Annotated in this window: 16 protein-coding genes and 1 tRNA gene; 12 read left to right on the forward strand and 5 right to left on the reverse strand. The window is 63.9% G+C overall.

Translation table 11 applies throughout. The features are described 5' to 3' along the window. Positions 1–8: 8 nt before the first annotated feature. From efeO to ACODSO_RS16800, 3 genes are all read left to right on the forward strand, one after another. The gene (efeO, locus tag ACODSO_RS16790; RefSeq protein WP_489037980.1) at positions 9–1,148 is read left to right on the forward strand and encodes an iron uptake system protein EfeO; all 1,140 of its coding nucleotides are present in this window, start codon (positions 9–11) and stop codon (positions 1,146–1,148) included. Then, positions 1,129–2,388 (forward strand): iron uptake transporter deferrochelatase/peroxidase subunit, encoded by a 1,260-nt coding sequence (gene efeB / locus ACODSO_RS16795; protein ID WP_489037912.1) that lies wholly within the window; start codon positions 1,129–1,131, stop codon positions 2,386–2,388. The genes efeO and efeB overlap by 20 nt, the downstream gene beginning before the upstream one ends. A 166-nt stretch (positions 2,389–2,554) precedes the next feature. Continuing rightward, the gene (locus tag ACODSO_RS16800; RefSeq protein WP_068377539.1) at positions 2,555–3,196 is read left to right on the forward strand and encodes a dihydrofolate reductase family protein; all 642 of its coding nucleotides are present in this window, start codon (positions 2,555–2,557) and stop codon (positions 3,194–3,196) included. Between the two features lie 183 nt (positions 3,197–3,379). Here ACODSO_RS16800 and ACODSO_RS16805 read toward each other — a convergent pair whose 3' ends face one another. The 4 genes from ACODSO_RS16805 to ACODSO_RS16820 form a co-directional block, all read right to left on the reverse strand. After that, positions 3,380–4,291 (reverse strand): nucleoside triphosphate pyrophosphohydrolase, encoded by a 912-nt coding sequence (locus tag ACODSO_RS16805; RefSeq protein WP_489037913.1) that lies wholly within the window; start codon positions 4,289–4,291, stop codon positions 3,380–3,382. Beyond that, complete coding sequence (gene mfd, locus ACODSO_RS16810) at positions 4,291–7,929, reverse strand: transcription-repair coupling factor (protein WP_489037914.1); 3,639 nt, start codon at positions 7,927–7,929, stop codon at positions 4,291–4,293. Before mfd ends, ACODSO_RS16805 begins: the two co-directional genes overlap by 1 nt. Positions 7,930–8,051: 122 nt before the next feature. Continuing rightward, positions 8,052–8,690, reverse strand: coding sequence for a ScbR family autoregulator-binding transcription factor (locus tag ACODSO_RS16815; RefSeq protein WP_068377713.1), 639 nt, complete (start codon positions 8,688–8,690; stop codon positions 8,052–8,054). A gap of 190 nt (positions 8,691–8,880) precedes the next feature. Beyond that, positions 8,881–9,507 carry a TetR/AcrR family transcriptional regulator gene (locus ACODSO_RS16820; protein ID WP_068377716.1) on the reverse strand — a complete coding sequence of 209 codons (627 nt, stop codon included), beginning with the start codon at positions 9,505–9,507 and terminating at the stop codon, positions 8,881–8,883. 220 nt (positions 9,508–9,727) lie between these two features. On the opposite strand from ACODSO_RS16820, the gene ACODSO_RS16825 reads away from it, so the two are divergent. From ACODSO_RS16825 to ACODSO_RS16850, 6 genes are all read left to right on the forward strand, one after another. After that, positions 9,728–9,798 (forward strand) — tRNA-Gln (locus ACODSO_RS16825). A gap of 56 nt (positions 9,799–9,854) precedes the next feature. Beyond that, the gene (glmU, locus tag ACODSO_RS16830; protein WP_489037915.1) at positions 9,855–11,336 is read left to right on the forward strand and encodes a bifunctional UDP-N-acetylglucosamine diphosphorylase/glucosamine-1-phosphate N-acetyltransferase GlmU; all 1,482 of its coding nucleotides are present in this window, start codon (positions 9,855–9,857) and stop codon (positions 11,334–11,336) included. Then, the gene (locus ACODSO_RS16835) at positions 11,336–12,319 is read left to right on the forward strand and encodes a ribose-phosphate diphosphokinase (RefSeq protein WP_489037916.1); all 984 of its coding nucleotides are present in this window, start codon (positions 11,336–11,338) and stop codon (positions 12,317–12,319) included. Before glmU ends, ACODSO_RS16835 begins: the two co-directional genes overlap by 1 nt. Before the next feature lie 147 nt (positions 12,320–12,466). After that, the gene (locus ACODSO_RS16840; RefSeq protein WP_489037917.1) at positions 12,467–13,102 is read left to right on the forward strand and encodes a hypothetical protein; all 636 of its coding nucleotides are present in this window, start codon (positions 12,467–12,469) and stop codon (positions 13,100–13,102) included. A 116-nt stretch (positions 13,103–13,218) separates the two neighbouring features. Then, positions 13,219–14,391 carry a sensor histidine kinase gene (locus tag ACODSO_RS16845; protein ID WP_489037918.1) on the forward strand — a complete coding sequence of 391 codons (1,173 nt, stop codon included), beginning with the start codon at positions 13,219–13,221 and terminating at the stop codon, positions 14,389–14,391. Next, positions 14,392–15,051, forward strand: coding sequence for a response regulator (locus tag ACODSO_RS16850; RefSeq protein WP_489037919.1), 660 nt, complete (start codon positions 14,392–14,394; stop codon positions 15,049–15,051). Between the two features lie 6 nt (positions 15,052–15,057). Here the strand turns inward: ACODSO_RS16850 and ACODSO_RS16855 are convergent, their stop codons facing one another. Then, positions 15,058–16,041 (reverse strand): helix-turn-helix transcriptional regulator, encoded by a 984-nt coding sequence (locus ACODSO_RS16855; protein ID WP_489037920.1) that lies wholly within the window; start codon positions 16,039–16,041, stop codon positions 15,058–15,060. A gap of 102 nt (positions 16,042–16,143) precedes the next feature. Here ACODSO_RS16855 and ACODSO_RS16860 point away from each other — a divergent pair, with 102 nt between their 5' ends. From ACODSO_RS16860 to ACODSO_RS16870, 3 genes are all read left to right on the forward strand, one after another. After that, entirely contained in the window at positions 16,144–16,539 is a 396-nt protein-coding gene (locus tag ACODSO_RS16860) for a RidA family protein (RefSeq protein ID WP_489037921.1), read from the forward strand. Between the two features lie 135 nt (positions 16,540–16,674). After that, a complete protein-coding gene (locus ACODSO_RS16865) occupies positions 16,675–17,427 on the forward strand; it encodes an ABC transporter ATP-binding protein (protein WP_489037922.1) in 753 nt (250 codons plus the stop codon). Then, positions 17,424–18,806: an ABC transporter permease gene (locus tag ACODSO_RS16870; RefSeq protein WP_489037923.1), complete on the forward strand. Its 1,383-nt coding sequence runs from the start codon at positions 17,424–17,426 to the stop codon at positions 18,804–18,806. Before ACODSO_RS16865 ends, ACODSO_RS16870 begins: the two co-directional genes overlap by 4 nt. Positions 18,807–18,819: the final 13 nt, after the last annotated feature.

Genomic DNA, 18,819 nt, shown 5'->3' on the forward strand with positions numbered 1-18,819 from the left:
TCGTCTCGATGCGTCGTACCACTTTCGCTTTGGCCGCAGTCGCGGTTCTACCCTTGGCTCTGGCCGGCTGCACGGAGAAGTCCTCGTCCGAGGCCGGCTCCGAAGACATCGCCGTGACGGCCACCGACACCACGTGTGAGGTCGGGAGCGCCGAGGGAACCACCGGAAACTCCACGTTCCAGATCACCAACAACGGCAGCAAGGTCACCGAGTTCTACGTCTATGGCGAAGGAGACCGCGTCATGGGCGAGGTCGAGAACATCGGCCCCGGCCTGACGCGTCAGCTCATCGTCGCGCTCCCCGACCCCGGCACCTACCAAACCGCCTGCAAAGCAGGAATGGTCGGCGACGGTATCCGCGCGGACTTCGTCGTCACCGGCGACGCGGTACGTCAGGCCGACGAGGACGGACTGCTCGCTGAAGCCGCGACGGGCTACAAGCGCTACGTCGTCAGCCAGGTCGACGCGCTGCAGGAGACCACCGCGTCGTTCGTCGCCGCCGTCAAGAGCGGCGACATCGAATCCGCCAAGGCCCAATTCCCCATCACCCGTAGCTACTACGAGCGCATCGAGCCCGTCGCCGAAAGCTTCCCCGACGATCTCGACCCGCGCATCGACCTGCGTGAGCCCGACGTCGAGCCCGGCGCCGAGTGGACCGGTTTCCACCGCATCGAGAAGGACCTGTGGACACAGGGACTTCAGCCCGACACCAATGCAATGGCTGATCAGCTGCAGGCCGACATCGCCGAACTGGCCGAGAAGGTCAAGGCCGACGACTTCACCATCGACCCGATCCAGGTCGCCGGCGGCGCCCAGGGACTGCTCGACGAGGTCGCGAAGACCAAGATCAGTGGTGAGGAAGACTTCTTCTCGCACACCGACCTGTGGGACTTCCAGGCCAACGTCGACGGCTCTCAAGCTGCCGTCGCAGCAGTCCGTCCGATCATCGATCAGAACGACGCCGAACTCGGCACCGCGATCGACGCCCGGTTCGCCGAGCTCGACGCCGAACTGGCGAAGTACCGTAGCGGCGACGGCTTCGTGTTCTACGACACCGTGACCGAACAACAGCGCCAGGAACTTTCGAACAAGATCGACGCGCTGTCTGCCGAAGTGAGCCAGGTGCAGGGTGTCGTTGCAGGACAGTAATCTCCCACAGAAGTCGGGCTTTTCCCGACGGCGCCTCTTCGGTGCCGTCGGGGCCGGAGCTGCCCTCGTCGGCGCGGGTGCCGTCGGTGGATACGCCGCTGGTTCTTCGTCCTCCGATGCGGCATCGGACGTCGTGGACTTCCGCGGCGACCACCAAGCCGGCATCGTCACACCTGCTCAGGACCGCATGCACTTCGTCGCGTTCGACATCACCACGGATTCGCGGGACGACTTCGTCGCGATGCTTCGGGAGTGGACCGAGATGGCGGAGCGCATGGTCCGCGGTGAAGAGACGTTCGTCGACGGTGCCATCGGGGCTGGTGAATACAAGCCACCCTCCGATACCGGTGAGGCACTGGGCCTGTCGGCATCGTCGCTGACGCTGACGATCGGATTCGGGCCGGGCCTGTTCGACCGCTTCGGCCTGTCGGAGTTCCGTCCGGCATCGTTGGCCGATCTACAGCACTTCCCGGCAGACAACCTCGACGCTCGTCGCTCCGGCGGCGATCTGTGCATCCAGGCGTGCGCCAACGACCCTCAGGTCGCTGTCCACGCGATCCGCAATCTGGCACGCGTCGGCTTCGGAACAGTGTCCGTCAAGTGGTCGCAGCTCGGCTTCGGACGTACGTCGTCGACGTCGACCACCCAGGCGACACCGCGAAACCTGTTCGGATTCAAGGACGGAACGGCCAACCTGAAGGCCGAGGACCCGGCGATGCTCGACGAGCACGTATGGGTCTCATCGACCGACGACCAGGAATGGATGGGCGGCGGCTCCTACCTCGTCGCCCGGCGAATCCGTATGCTGATCGAGTCCTGGGATCGCACCGTGCTCAACGAACAGGAACGAGTCATCGGGCGCAGCAAGGGCTCCGGCGCACCGATGGGACTGAAGGACGAATTCGATCCACTCGACCTGGACTCGAAGGGGCCCAAGGGATTGCTGATCGACGAAGCAGCCCACGTGCGATTGGCGTCCAAGGAAGAACTCGGCGGTATCCAAATCCTCCGGCGGGGGTACAACTTCACCGACGGCTCCGACGGCTTCGGCCACCTCGACGCCGGACTGTTCTTCATCGCGTACTGCCGTGATCCGCTGAAACAGTTCGTGCCCATGCAGCTCGCCCTCGCTCGCAAGGATCTGCTGAACGAGTACATCCAGCACGTGGGGTCGGCGGTCTTCGCCTGTCCCCCGGGGTTGGGTGTGACGGACTATTGGGGTTCGACGTTGTTCGGTTGAGCGTGAGTTTCCCCTGCCCCTCATCGCTTGAATGGTCCATCCATACGGTCAGATAGCGTGGGTGCGACATCCAAGCGGTGAACTGGGCCCGTATTGACCACGCGATGAGTTTCCGAGCTCGGCCAGGTCTACACCCCGTACGATATCGACGACGGCGGGAGCACACATGGCACAGCTACTACGAGTTCAGAATTTCTGCATCGCCAGCGACGGAGTCGCGGCAGGTGTAGACCAGAGCTTCGAGAATCCGTTCGGGCTCGACCATCGTGACCTGGTCACGTGGGCTGGCGCCACCGCAAGCTGGCCGAACCGCACCGAACCCGGCGGTACCCGTGGACTGGACGACTACTTCACCCGCGACTTCACCCACAACATCGGCGCCGAGATCATGGGCCGAAACAAATTCGGATTTCAGCGCGGACCCTGGGCCGATCACGAATGGCAAGGCTGGTGGGGCGACGAGCCACCGTTCCATACGCCGGTCTTCGTGCTCACCCACCACGTGAGACCATCGATCACGCTCAGCGACACCACCTTTCACTTCATCGACAGCAGTCCCGCCGAGGTCTTGAACGAAGCGAAACAAGCCGCACTCGGGAAGGACGTCCGACTCGGCGGCGGCGTCACCACAATCCGGGAATTCCTCGACGCCGACCTCGTCGACACCATGCACATCGCGGTCGCACCCGTCGAAGTCGGATCCGGTCTGAAGCTGTGGGAATCTCCCGACGAACTCGAGGACCGTTTCGAACACGAGGTCGTCCCCAGCTCGAGCGGCATTTCGCACCACCTCTTCTGGCGGAAGTAGCAAACCCCTCGGAGTCGTGTACCAAGTGTGGGTGACCGAATGTCTCATTCGGTCACCCACCGGGCACCGAATGTCTCATTCAGTCACCCTGGGAGCGACCCAACACCGCTCGGATGGTCCATCCATACGATCAGATAGCGCCGAAGGTCCATTCAAGCGAAAGGGGGGCGGACAAACAGCAAACTACCGCCGACCCCAGTTCTCTATCCACTCGATAGCCGTGAGCTTGCCCGGCTGCGCGCCGTGGACCTGGGCGGACGTTTCGGCACCACGGACGCGCTGGGCGAAGTCCAACACGTTGCGCCGCAGCAGGTCTTCCGCACTCTCGCCGCCGTGACTGTGGTCGTCGCCGATGTGTACGACGCGCAACTCTTCGGGGACGAGTTCGTCGGGCAGACCTGCCTTCTTCGCGCGGGAGACGACCTTCTGCGTCAGTGCGAGGGCGGGCTGGGCGAGCGCGATTCCGTCGAGGCAGGAGCCTCGCGCCTTCTCCGACGCCTTCTTCTCTTCCCATGCCTTCTCTTGTGCTGCAACGTCGATCGGGCCGGTGGAGCCGTCCGTCAGGTGCGGGGTACGATGGGTCAGCTTCGCGACGAGGCCCGCTGCCACGTCGTCGACGTCGAACGAATTCTCCGCGGCATCCTGAGCGATCCGCGAGTGGAACAGCACCTGCAACAGGATGTCGCCGAGCTCTTCCCTCAGGTCGACGAGGTTGCCACTGTGAATGGCATCGAGGAGCTCGTACGTCTCCTCCAAGAGATAGCCACTCAAGGATGCGTGCGTCTGCTGCGCTTCCCAGCCGCCGATCGTCCGCAGCCGATCCATCAGGACAACGGCCGCGATGAGATCGTCGCCCGGCAACTTCGGCGACGCGATGACGCGCTCTCCGCGCCGGACACGTTCCTGCACATCGGGATTGGACGGATCGGTACTGACCAGAACCTCGGCCGAACTGTTCCCGTGCGCGGTCCCCGAGAACAACCACCGTGTGCGCACCGGTACTTCTTCGGTGAACTGCACGACACCGCTGAGGAATTCGATCGCTTCGGCCGGGACCATCGTCGGCCGGACGGGATCGAGCAGAACGACCGTCATCACACCCCCACAGTCTGCTCCAGCAACACCGAACGCGACGGCTTACCATCGAGCGAGAGCATGAGATCGGCGATGTACTGGATCAGTTCGACGTCGCGAACTCGTGCCGCACCGACACCCCCACCTTCGACACGCGGAAGCGGTAGTTGCACAACGCCGGTCGTTGCACGGTAGGCGGCGTTCGGGTACAGACGCTTGAGACGAATCTGCTTCGAATCCGGCAGCTCCATCGGCGCGAGCTTGATCTGAGTACCGGAGACGTTGACGTCGGTGAGCCCGTACTCCTTGGCGATGAGCCGCAGTTTCGCCACCGACACGAGACGTCCCACTTCTTCCGGCAGAGGGCCGTAACGATCCACCATCTCGTCGATGACAGCAGCGATACCCTCGGAATCGGCTGCAGCAGCTAGCTTCCGGTATGCCTCGAGACGAAGCCGATCACTGGTGACGTAGTCGGGAGGGATGTGGGCGTCGACCGGAAGATCGATGCGCACTTCCTTCGGCGCCTCGTCCGTCGTGATCGGCTTTCCATCCATTACTGCCCGATACGCCTCGACTGCTTCGCCGACGAGCCTGACGTACAGATCGAATCCGACGCCCGCGACGTGACCGGACTGCTCGGCACCGAGAACGTTTCCAGCGCCGCGGATTTCGAGGTCTTTCATCGCGACGGCCATGCCCGCACCGAGGTCGGAGTTCTGCGAGATGGTCGCCAGCCTGTCGTAGGCCGTTTCGGTGAGCGGCTTCTCGGTCGGATACAGGAAGTATGCGTACCCACGTTCGCGGCTACGCCCGACGCGGCCGCGCAACTGATGCAGCTGCGACAGTCCGAGGGAATCACTTCGCTCGACGATCAACGTGTTCGCATTCGAAATGTCGAGGCCCGTTTCGATGATGGTCGTACACACCAGAACGTCGGTCTCACGCTGCCAGAATCCTTGCACCGTCCGCTCGAGCGTTTCCTCGTTCATCTGACCGTGCGCGGTGGCGACACGCGCCTCGGGCACCAGATCACGAATCTTCTTGGCAGCCTTGTCGATCGAGCTGACTCGGTTGTGCACGAAGAAGACCTGACCGTCACGAAGCAACTCACGACGAATGGCAGCGGCGACCTGCTTGTCGTTGTAGGCACCCACATAGGTCAGAACCGGGTGCCGCTCTTCCGGCGGAGTGAGAATGGTCGACAACTCACGGATGCCGGCGAGGCTCATCTCCAACGTACGAGGAATAGGCGTCGCCGACATCGTCAGGACATCGACGTGAGTTCGAAGCGACTTGATGTGCTCCTTGTGCTCGACGCCGAAGCGCTGCTCCTCGTCGACGATGACCAACCCGAGGTCCTTCCAGGTGACCCCCGTCTGCAGCAACCGGTGAGTACCGATGACGATGTCGACGGTACCGTCGGCGAGGCCTGCCATGACTGCCTTCGAGTCGGCCCCGTGCGTGAAGCGCGAGAGCCCTCTCACCGTGACCGGGAACGCGGCCATCCGTGCAGTGAATGTCTGTAGATGTTGCTGCGCCAGAAGGGTTGTCGGCACCAACACGGCGACCTGCTTTCCGTCCTGGACAGCTTTGAATGCTGCCCGAACAGCGATCTCGGTCTTGCCGTAGCCGACGTCCCCGAGAATGACGCGGTCCATCGGGACCGGCTTCTCCATGTCAGCTTTGACCTCGGTGATCGCGGTCATCTGGTCCATCGTCTCGGTGAATCCGAACGCGTCTTCCATCTCGCGCTGCCACGGTGTATCGGGGCCGAAAGCATGACCAGGCGCTGCCTGTCGGGCCGCATACAGCTGCACCAGCTCGCCGGCAATCTCTCGAACTGCCTTGCGTGCTTTACGTTTGGTGTTCGCCCAGTCCGATCCCCCGAGCTTGCTGAGCGAGGGGAGCTCGCCTCCCACGTAACGGGACAGCTGGTCGAGCGAGTCCATCGGTACGAACAATCGGTCACCCGGTTGTCCGCGTTTGCTCGGCGCGTACTCGATGACCAGGTATTCACGACGAGCACCTCCGACCGTCCGTTCGATCATCTCGACGAACCTGCCGATGCCATGTTGATCGTGCACGACGCTGTCGCCGGCGACCAGAGCGAGCGGATCGACCTGGTTCCGCCTCTTGGCGGGCATCTTTCGGCCTTCGGTCGCCGCGACACGGTTGCCGGTGAGGTCGCTCTCGGTGACGACCACCAGTTTGGCGTCGGGAAGGATCAATCCTTCGTGCAACGAACCGCACAGAACACTGACGACGTCGGGAGACGGCTCTGCTCCCGATTCGATATGCACTGCAGGCACTTCGGCTTCGCCGAGTCGTTCGATGATCCTCGTCGCCGTGCCGGCACCCGCCACCGCGATCACAGCGCGACCGCCGGTGGAGACGTGCGCCCGCAGCATCGCGAATACGCCCGTCAGAAGTTCCTCGGAGCCGCGGACTTCGGGAACCGACTCGACGGCCAGTTCCACTTCCTCGTCGCTGCCGGACGACAGCGGGCTGATGGTCCACCACGGCCGCCCGAGCGATTGGGCCGATTCGCGGATCTGGCGCAACGACCGGTACGCCGACGCACCGAGGTCGAGGCTCACTCCGCCCAGACTGTCCGTGTTGACCGTCGACGTGTCGAGCGGTGCGGCGCCTCCGACCGACGCCGCCGTCCACGACGCCTCCAGGAACTCCTGTCCAGTTCGAACCAAATCTGTTGCGCGCGTGCGGATTCGCTCCGGATCACACAGCAAGACGTGTGATCCGTCCGGGAGAACATCGGCGAGTAGCTGCAACTCCCCCGGCTGCAGCAGGGGAAGCAACGCCTCCATACCCTCGACCGGGATGCCCGCGGACAGCTTGTCCAGCATCTCGACGAGAGCGGCGTCGGCTTGATTGTCGGCGGCGAGGACAGCAGCACGATCGCGGACCGTCTGCGTGAGAATCAGCTCGCGGCACGGCGGCGCGATGACGGACGCGATCTCGATGTCGGGGATCGAACGCTGATCGGAGACCGAGAACGCACGCAGCTCGGTGACCTCGTCGCCCCAGAATTCGACGCGAACCGGATGGTCGGCCGTCGGGGAGAAGATGTCGAGGATGCCGCCCCGGACCGCGAACTCACCGCGCTTGCCGACCATGTCGACCCGTGTGTACGCGAGTTCGACCAGACGGTGGATCAACCCGTCGAAGTCGATTTCGACGCCCACCTTCAAACCGATCGGTTCGATCTCCCCGAGGCCGGGCGCCATGGGCTGAACCAACGAACGGACGGTGGTGACGATGACCTGCAGCGTCGGGCCGTAGTCCTTGTCGTCCGGGCGAGCCAGCCTGCGTAAGACCTCGAGCCGCCGGCCCACCGTGTCCGCGCTGGGCGAGAGGCGCTCGTGCGGCAGCGTCTCCCATGATGGGAACTGGACGACGGCGTCTCCGAGGATCTGTTGCAGCTCGGTCGTCAGGTCGTCGGCTTCACGCCCGGTGGCCGTGACGACGAGTACCTGCGCGCGCTGCGCGATGGCGGCTGCAACGAACGGCCGCGAGGAGTTCGGTGCAACCAGAATGCGCTCGGGTGCACCGACAGCCTCGCTTACGGCCGTCAGCGCGGAGTCCGACAGTGCAACACGCGCAAGGCCCGATAGTGCAAGCGTGGGATCGGAAGTCAACAGCGAGGCTCCTGAAAGAAATCGGCACGACTGATATCCGGCTACCCAAGACATGCTGGGCAAGAACCGGCGGTTGGCTCGATCCTATCGGGCCGTCGCCTACAGGCTGGTGCCGGACGACGCTAGTGCCGGATGACGCGCCGGGCCGCGAACTCACGGAAGTACTCGACCTTGCCCGCCGTGACGAGAGAAGGAAGCAGGTAGTACCAGAGCCGTTCCATCCGAGACGGCAACTCCTCGGTGGTGCCGGTGGCGACGGCCACCATGTGCACGCCGGTCAGGATTTCGAGGACCAACGCTCCGATGGTCTTGGGATCTGCGTCGGCGGCGAGGTCACCCTGCTTGATTGCCTTGGCCGCAAGTGCGTTGAACGAATCGCTCCACCCCGCCATGACGTTGCCCTGGGTTCCGCGGTAGTCGCCGATCTGGTGGCTCAAGCGCAGCATGGCCGAGACCATGGGGTCGCTGACCGACATGTCGACAACGATGTACGAAATACCTATAGCAGCTTCGAGGGCCGGAATACGACCGTCGTTGAACTGCTGGCACGCAGACGTGAGCCTGGCATTACCCTCGTCGATGACCGCCCGCGCCAGCTCTTCCTTCGAGCCGAAGTGGAAGTACAGAGCACCCTTGGTGACCTGTGACTGGGAAATGATTTCACTGAGGCTCGCGTTCGCGTAGCCAAGGCGCAGGAAAACATTCGCGGCACCCGACAGCACCGTGTCGCGCGTGATTTCGGCGCGTGCCTGTCTGACCATTGGATCCGCCTTCGCACTACTGGACTGCCACTGCGCAAATTACGAGCGAACGGTACCACCCAGTGGCATTCTTACCTCGGTCAACGTGCTTATGGTCCGAACTGGTTCTACGCGGACCCTGTGAAGTTGCTCCCAACGTCCAAATCAAACGCTACCCGCTCTTTCCCCAACAGGTGTGGAAATCGTCGGCTCATTCGCGACCTAATTGCGGCTCCGCCTCCAGATTGGTCAATCCGTTCCAGCACAGGTTGACAACATGAGCGGCTACCACCTCTTTCGACGGCTCTCGCACGTCAAGCCACCATTGCGCCGTCATGGACACCATTCCGACGAGCGCTTGCGCGTACAGCGGCGCGAACCCGGCATCGAAACCTCGTCGAGTGAAATCGCTCGCCAGTATGTGCCCGACCTGACCGACCGCGTCGTTCAGCAGCGACGAGTACTTGCCGTCGGGCGCGGCGACGGGCGAGTCCCGCACGAGGATTCGAAACCCGTCGGTACGGTCTTCCACATAGGTCAGCAACGCGAGGGCGACGCGTTCGACCCGGATCCTGGATCTGTTCTGCGACAGCGAGGACGTGATCATCTGCAACAGGGTGGACATCTCGCGGTCGACGATGACCGCGTACAGGCCCTCCTTGCCGCCGAAGTGCTCGTAGACGACGGGTTTCGACACATTCGCGCGGCCGGCGATCTCCTCCACCGACGTCGCCTCGTATCCCCGTTCCGCGAACAGAGACCTGCCGATCTCGATCAATTGCTCACGGCGCTGCGTACCCGTCATGCGAACGCGCGGCGCCCGCTCGGGTTCGGACATCGATTACCTCCAACTATCTGGGCCGTTCTCCTCGGGTCCTCAGCCGACCGGAGACGAACGGTCTCACCACCCGAGCCTAATGGGACGAATGACACGATCGGAGGGAGCGGTTCGACCTGCGACCACATCTCATGCGAGACTCGTTGCGCTCGGCGGGAGACCCGTGGCCGTAGTCTGTTCGTTGCAGGCACCGGCCATCGGCGAAACCGCTGGTCCATGATCCGCCGTGGTGTAATGGCAGCACCTCTGATTTTGGTTCAGATAGTTCAGGTTCGAGTCCTGGCGGCGGAGCGAGAAACATCTGCCCTACACGTAGTAGTCAAGCGAAATGTCGCCGAGGAGCTCAGTTGCCATTGCACACCGCCGTGGTCGTTCTCGCAGCTGGTGCAGGCACCCGGATGCGCTCGAAGACCCCGAAGGTTCTGCATTCTCTGGCCGGACGCACGATGCTCGCTCACGCCCTGCATGCCGCTGCCGACCTGGGACCCGACCATCTCGTCACCGTCGTCGGCCATGATCGCGAGCGGGTCACCGAATCGGTCGCCGAACTGAGCGCCGAACTCGGTCGAGAGATCTCCACCGCCGTTCAGGACCAACAGCTCGGCACCGGCCACGCGGTGCAGTGCGGCCTCAGCGCGTTGCCGGACGACTTCGAGGGCACGATCCTCGTCACAGCGGCCGACGTCCCGTTGCTCGACGGACACACCCTGAAAGCTCTGCTCGACGAGCACCTCAGCGCCCCACTGCCTGCGGCCGCGACGGTCCTCACCTTCGTCCCCGGCGACGCCAACGGGTACGGCCGCATCGTTCGGACGTCGGACGATCAGGTGGCCGAAATCGTCGAGCACGCTGACGCCACCCCGGCGCAGATTCTCATCGACGAAGTCAACTCCGGTGTCTACGCCTTCGACGCCGCAGCACTCCGCTCGGCGCTCGGCAAGCTGAGCACTGCCAACGCCCAGCACGAGCTCTACCTCACCGATGTGGTCAAAATCAGCAGAGTGGACGGTCTTCCCGTCTATGGCACACAGCTCGCTGACCCAGACCTGGTCATGGGCGTCAACGACCGTGTGCAGCTCGCCCACGTGACGAAGGTGCTCAACCGCCACATCGTCGAGAGGCACATGCGGGCCGGCGTGACGGTCGTGGACCCGGCGACCACCTGGATCGACATCGACGTGACCCTCGGATCCGACGTTCGTCTCGAACCCGGAGTCCAGCTGCTCGGAAGCACCCACATCGGAGAGGACGCCGTCGTCGGACCGGAAACGACGCTGCGCGACGTCGTCGTCGGTGATCGCGCGTCCGTCGTGCGCACCCAGGCAGACAAAGCCACCGTCGGGCCCGGCGCTACCGTCGGACCGTTCGCATATCTGCGCCCCGGATCCCAGATCGGCGTCAGCGCCAAGATCGGCACGTTCGTGGAGACGAAGAACTCCACGATCGGCGATCACTCCAAGGTCCCGCATCTGACGTACGTCGGCGACGCGACGATCGGCGAGCATTCGAACATCGGAGCCTCCAGCGTCTTCGTCAACTACGACGGCGTGAACAAGAGCCGGACCGTCGTCGGCTCGCACGTACGGACGGGATCGGACAACATGTTCGTGGCCCCCGTACGAGTGGGCGACGGCGCCTACACCGGAGCCGGAACCGTGCTCCGCAACGACGTACCACCGGGGACGCTCGCAGTCTCCGCTGGGTCCCAGCGCAACATCGACGGCTGGGTCGAGAAAAAGCGTCCAGGCACCGCAGCAGCGAAGGCTGCCGCGCGTGCTCTGGCAGCCGAGTCGGCACAAGCGCACGAATCAAAGGACGGCGAACAGTAGTGAGCACCCCGAATTGGATCGACAACCAGAAGAACCTCATGCTCTTCTCGGGTCGAGCACATCCCGAACTCGCCAAGCAGGTGGCGAAGGAACTGGGAATCGAGGTAACCCCACAGACCGCGCGCGACTTCGCCAACGGAGAAATCTTCGTTCGCTTCGAGGAATCGGTTCGAGGCTCCGATGCCTTCGTCCTGCAGAGCCACCCGTTCCCACTGAACACCTGGCTGATGGAACAGCTCATCATGATCGACGCGCTCAAGCGCGGATCTGCCAAGCGGATCACCGCGATCCTGCCGTTCTACCCCTACGCCCGCCAGGACAAGAAGCACCGCGGCCGTGAGCCGATCTCGGCTCGCCTCGTCGCAGACCTGCTCAAGACTGCAGGCGCGGACCGCATCATCACCGTCGACCTGCACACCGACCAGATCCAGGGCTTCTTCGACGGACCGGTCGATCACATGCACGCGCACAGCCAGTTGGCCGATCACATCCGCAGCAAGTACAGCCTCGAACACATCACCGTCGTCTCCCCCGACTCGGGCCGCGTACGCGTCGCCGAGAAGTGGGCCGACAGCTTCGGTGGCGCACCGCTTGCCTTCATCCACAAGACACGTGATCCCCTGGTGCCCAACCAGGTCAAGTCGAACCGCGTCGTCGGTGACGTCGAAGGCCGCACCTGCATCCTGATCGACGACATGATCGACACCGGCGGCACCATCGCCGGAGCGGTCAAGGTCCTCAAGCAAGCAGGCGCAGGAGACGTCGTCATCGCCGCCACCCACGGCGTGCTGTCCGACCCCGCTGCCGATCGCCTCGCCAACTGCGGAGCCAAGGAAGTCGTCGTCACCAACACCCTCCCCATCACCGACGAGAAGCGCTTCGAGACGCTCACAGAGCTGTCCATCGCACCGCTCCTCGCCCGCACCATCCGCGAGGTATTCGAAAACGGCTCCGTGACAAGCCTGTTCAACGGTTCTGCATAACACCAACAGGCTGTTCGGTTTCTTTACACCCGCTCCGCCACTTTCTCCCCGCTGCAATGAACTTGGTCACTACCACGGCCGATAACCGCAGTTCGCCGGGGAGGGGGTGTGCGGAGCGGGTTGCGTTGTACCCTAAGATGACTCGTCGTGATCGACGCGCAAACATTGGACAGTCCTGCAGCAACTTCTACCGTCCGTATCGCACGTTGGACCCCGGGTGGGTGCGTCTGGTGCGGCAGCACCGACTCGATCGAGACTTATCGCAACGAACCGCGCTGCGGCCTCTGCCGCGAAAAAGAATCCATCATCGACGATGCGAAGCACTTCATCGGAATGTACGGCCTACGTCCGCTTGGCGGCACTCTCGCGTCCGAGGACGAGGAAGAGCGCGAGTTCCGCGTCAGCGCCCGTGATGCACGTGAAGTTCTCAACCGCATCCGCCTCGAAAAGCTGCCCGACCCGGCGGCCGTCCGCAAAGCGTTGCGCCCGAGGGCTGCTGCGGCTGTAGCTGCTCCCCCGGCCGCCCGTCCCGGAACAGGTGCGACTCCAGCGAAGGCCGCGCCGAAGAAGTCCCAAGCCGGTGTCACCGGGATCGACATGATCGAACTGGAGTCTCGGGTCCGCAAACTACTCGACCAGCTTCAGAGCGTCGACGAGCAGATTTCGGCTCTCGACGGCCAGCAGGGCTTGCCCGCCCGCGCCCGCATGAAGGATCTGGACAGGCAGCGCACCACCGTGCTCAGCACCCTGGCTGCTCTGGAGAAGGCGCGTCGCCGGGCCTGACCGAAGGTCGGTGGGCGTGAAGCCACAGTTGCGCTCCACGGAGCTGGGATCCCGCCTGATTTTCGCGCAACTGTGGCTTCACGCCCACATTCACGGTATGTCCGTACTCTGATTGGGTGCTGCGCAAGCGACTGACCTCACCTCAGGCGGTCGACATCGTCTACGCGGTCGTCTTCGTGTTGGTTCTGTTCCAGGCCGCCGTTCGAGGGGTGTCCGGCACAGCGGGACTCTTCGTTCTCCTCGGATTCGGCGTTGCCCTCGCCATCCGTCGACGATCACCCCGATGGTCGCTGGCGCTCGCCTGGGCTCTGGCGCTGGCGCAGATGGCCGGTTCCGTGCTCGTTCTGGCCAGCAACGTCGCGATCTTCGGCATCCTCTACTGCTCCGCGGCGTACGGGAGCAAGCTGCTTCGGCAGGTCGGGCTCGGATCTGCAGTCGTGGGCGGCATCATCGCCGCGTGGTATCTCACCTACGTCAGCGAAGACCCGTTTGCCAGCGGAAACGAATCCGTCCGCAGTGCGCAGCAGTTCTTCGTCATTCTCGCGGCCATGTGGGCAGTACTCGGATTGTCGTGGGCACTCGGCCGACTGTCCTATGCCCGACGCAGCGCGATCAAGGCCGCACATGCTCAGGAACTTGCCGAGCTCCAACAGGCCCGCGCACAGAACGACATCGCAATCGAGCAGGAGCGCAACAGAATTGCCCGCGATATGCACGACATCGTCGCGCACTCGTTGGCCGTCGTCATCGCGCAGGCCGATGGCGCGCGGTACGTTCGCGCCGTCGACCCGGACGCCGTCGACTCGGCGTTGACGACAATTTCCGCGACGGCCCGCGACGCGCTCGGGGACGTCAGAGTTCTCCTGGCTCAACTGCGGCACAGCGAGGACGATCTACCCACCCCCGCAGTCACCGACATCGGGCGCCTGATCGAACGGATGCGGGCCGCAGGGCTGCGCATCGATGCCACGCTCGCCGATCCACCCGCGGCCGTCGGTGCCGCTGCCGGGCTTGCTCTGTATCGCATCGCGCAGGAATCGTTGACCAACGCACTACGCCACGGCGACACCTCCCAGGCCGTCACCGTCACACTCGTCAGTGACGCGGCCGGTGCGGAACTCGTCGTAGCCAACGCACTTGCCTTGTCGAGCCAGACGGCGAGCCACCACGGCCATGGGGTCGTCGGGATGCGCGAGCGGGCAGCCCTGTCCGGCGGAGTGTGTACCGCAGGCGGCGCCGATGGACGATGGACAGTCCGGGCATGGATTCCCACAACGAAGGGAACGTGAGTGAACGACTCCCCCATCCGGGTGGCACTCGTCGACGATCAGCAGCTGTTCCGAGCCGGAATCAGAATGTTGGTGTCCTCGCAGGCCGATCTCGAATTCGTCGGCGAGGCAGGCAACGGCCGTGACGGGGTCGAGTTGGCGGCGGCCACGTCGCCGGACGTCGTGCTGATGGACATTCGAATGCCGGTGCTCGACGGCATCTCGGCGACGACCGAAATCGTGGCGACCATGGCGAACCCACCCAGAATCCTCGTGCTGACGACGTTCGATCTCGACGAGAGCGCGGCCCGCGCGATCAAGGCCGGCGCCAGCGGGTTCGTACTCAAGGACGCCGATCCCGAGTTCCTGTTGGCCGCGATCCGAACCGTCCACGCGGGCAATTCGGTCATCGCCGCGTCGGCGACGACTGCGCTGCTCGGTCACTACACCGATGCTCCCGCCGAGCCGGTGATCCCGGAGCGGTTCACTCGCCTGACGGTTCGTGAGCAGGAGATCTTTCGGCTCGCCGCGACCGGTATGAGCAACGCAGAGATCGCGGCGAGCGAATACCTCAGCGAGGCAACAGTGAAGACACATCTGAGCCGGATCTTCACCAAGCTCGACCTCCGCGACCGGGTGCAGTTGGTGGTGTTCGCCTTCGAGCACGGCCTGGTTCGCTGACGTCGGTCAGGGAACGAGGTTCGATTCGTAGCATGCGGTGATCGCGGCGGCACGGTCGTACAGTGCAGCCCGAAGCGACTGCGGTTCGAGTACGTGCGCATCGGTGGCGAGTTGCCACAGTGCCCATTCGGCATGGCGTGCATCTTGGAAGGTGACTTCCAGCCGCAGCCAACCGTCTGCGTCGAATTCCTCGGCGAGGACAGCCAACGCAGTGTTGACCAACTCGTCCCGTCGCCTCGGATTCACTCGAACGACTGCGCTGACTCCTGTGCCCTCGCTCCGAAACCGAGTGCTGCGTTCCCGCCACAGTCGTTCGAGATGGATCCGATCCGGGCGCTGTGCGGGTTCGGACAGCGCCTCGGCATCCAGCAGCCTCGACAACCGGTAGGTACGGTCCGCCCCATCTCTCGTGGCCAGGAGGTAGCCGCGGTCGCGAACAGTGACCAGCCCGATGGGATCCACCGTGCGCCACTGTGCGTCTTTCCCCTCCGGCGCATAGTGGATGCGCAACTTGTGTCCGGCGAGCACTGCTCGCCGAACCTCCACCATGACGGCGGCAGGTACGAGCTCGATGTCCGATCGACGCGACAGTAGATCGAACTCCGGCTCGATCAGGAAGCGATCAGCCGCATCGCTCGCGGTGTTTCGATTCCCGTCGGGCAGCGCGTCCATCACCTTGCGCAACGCCGACGCGAGCGCCGATCCGAGGCCGAAGACCTGCTGACCGCTACCCGACCCTGCAGCCGCAAGCAGCGCAAGCGCCTCGTCGTGGTTGAGGCCGGTCAGTTCGGTGCGGAAACCGGGCAACAGCGCGAACCCGCCGTGGCGACCGCGCTCGGCATACACCGGAACACCTGCCACGGAGAGCGCCTCGACGTCCCGGAGAACTGTGCGGGTCGACACTTCCAGTTCGCGGGCAAGGGCATCCGCCGTCATCCGCCCGCGCTGGCGCAACAGCAGTACCAGCGAGACCAACCGGTCGGCGCGCATACCGCGAACGATACCGAAATACACGACCAAGGATGTCGTGAATTGTTGCGAGGCTGTCGTACGTACTCGAATTGCACGCGAGAAGAATGGAGCACACTTTCGATGGAACGAACAGCGATCAACCCGGTGACGTGGTCGGTGGACATGGGATTCAACCAAGCAGAGTTGGTATCCGGGCACACCAGAACTCTGTTCTGCTCCGGTCAGACCGCGACCGACACCGACGGCGCACCCCAGCACGACGGGGACATGGCGGCCCAGCTCGCGCTGACTCTGGACAACGTCGAAGCCGTACTCGCCGAAGCCGGAATGACCCTCGCGCATCTGGTCCGGCTGAACGTCTACACCACAGACGTCGATCAGCTGTTTCAGCACTACGGCGTCCTCGCAGCGAGATTGGGTGCTGCCGGCGCGGCACCGGCGACCACGATGCTCGGAGTGACGCGGCTCGCACTAGCCGGTCAGATGGTCGAACTCGAGGGGACTGCGGTCGCCTGAGGCCCTGACCTGCTCGTGCGTGACGACAACGCCCTCATGTCATCATTTCGCGCGCGGACAGGTCATCCTCGGGATGTACGAACCGAATACTCCAGCCTGATTCTTTGCCGAGCCAGCGCTCATAACTTCGTAACCATGACGAACACAACTTCCCCCGTCGCTCGCGTGCACCGGGTACGCAAGAGCTACGGCGACACCACGAACATCGTGCACGCACTCGACGACGTGTCCTTGGACGTGCATCGAGGCGAATTCACCGCCATCATGGGCCCGTCCGGCTCCGGCAAATCCACGCTCATGCACATCATGGCCGGTCTGGATTCCGTCACCTCCGGCCAAGTCGTGCTCGCGGACACCGACATCACCCGCCTCGGCGACGACGCCCTCACCGAACTTCGACGACGCCAGATCGGCTTCATCTTCCAGGCCTTCAATCTGGTTCCGACGCTCGATGTCCGCGCCAACATCATGCTTCCGTTCGAGCTCGACGGACATGCACCTACCGAATCGGAATCGGCATGGGTGGCACAGCTCATCACGACACTCGGCCTGAGTGAGCGGACCGGTCATCTACCGCACCAACTGTCCGGCGGGCAACAGCAACGTGTTGCCATCGCCCGAGCTCTCGGTTCCACACCGCACCTGATCTTCGCCGACGAACCGACGGGCAACCTCGATTCCCGCACCGGCCGTGAGGTTCTCGCGCTCTTGGCCGCTGCAGCCGAGGAATACGGGCAGTCGATCGTCATGGTCACCCACGACCCGATCGCCGCCAGCTACGCCGATCGCATCGTCTTCCTCGCCGACGGACGTATCGTCGACGAGCGGCGCCGGTCGACTCCAGAGCAGATCTCCGGCTACATGCTCGCGATGGAGAAGGTCGCGTGAGGGCCGCGACCGGTTCGACCGCCCGCAACGACCACGGTTCGAGCATCCTGGTGACGGCATTGGCGTCGTTCTTCGGTGTGGTGCTGATCCAGGCGACTGCGTTCCTGCTCGACATCTTCGGCGAGGACGGTCAAGGCGCCGTCGCCGTCGCCCTGTACTGCGTGGCGATGGTATTCATTCTGCTGGCGCTCTACGTAGCGTCGGTCGTCACTGCCAACACGTTCTCCACCATCGTCGCGGGCCGAACGAAAACGATTGCGCTGCTGCGACTTCTCGGTGCCTCCGGTCGCGAACTGCGACGCTCGGTCTCCCGCGAAGGTCTGTCGGTGGGGTTGTTCGGCGCTACGGTCGGGTTGGTGGTCGGCGTCGCGCTGAGCCACCTCGCGCGAGCTGTCGCAGTCTCCGCCGGCAAACTCCCCGACGTGGCCTACACGACGGTTCAGCCGCTGGTTACGTTGCCGGTCGTCATCGTCGTCGGGACCACGTGGGCAGCGTCGTACGTGGGAGCCAAGCGAGTACTCGACGTGACGCCCATTCAGGCCACCGGCGCGATCGTCGAAACTCACGACGGCGGTTCTCGTCGGCGCAGAGCACGAACGACGTTCGCCATCATCCTGATCGCAGGCGGGGCGATGCTGCTCGGACTCGGAGTCATCGTCGGAACCATGACGCCCGCAGGTGTGCTGGTTGCTTTCGTGGGCGGCGCAGCATCGTTCACCGGAATCATGGTGGGCGCCCACCGGATCGTTCCGTGGATCCTCCGCCATGTCGGACGCTTGTTCGGCAACGCACCCGCCGCACGCTTGGCCGCCGCCAACGCAACGAGGTACCCGGAACGCAGCACCAGGACGGCGCTCGGTCTGCTGATCGGCGTCACCCTCGTCGTGACCTTCGCGGTGGCGATGTACACCTACCGTGCGATGATCCAAAACGAGTTCAACGCGGACCATGTCGATCAGGTATTGACCGTCACCGTCGGCATCATGACCGGACTCATCGGCTTCTCGGGCGTCATCGCCGCGGTCGGAATGGTCAACAACCTCTCGCTGAGCATCATGCAGCGCACCCGCGAGCTGGGATTGCTACGCGCACTCGGGTTCACCCGCACACAGATTCGAGGAATGATCGTGTCCGAGAGCGCTCAGATGGTGATCGCGGCAATGGGATTCGGACTGTTCCTCGGCATCGTCTACGGCTGGGCTGCCGCCCAGTCGTTGCTGGGATCGATTGCCAAGTCGGGCATCCAGTTGCCGACGCTACCGTGGGCCGTCATCGCTGGAACCGTTCTGTGCGCCGCGCTTCTGGCACTCGGCGCGTCGCTGATTCCGTCGCGTCGAGCGAATTCCATATCGCCGGTGGTTGCGCTCGCCGACGCGTGAGCGAGGTGACGTT

The sequence above is a fragment of the Rhodococcus sp. FG69 genome (assembly GCF_057808915.1).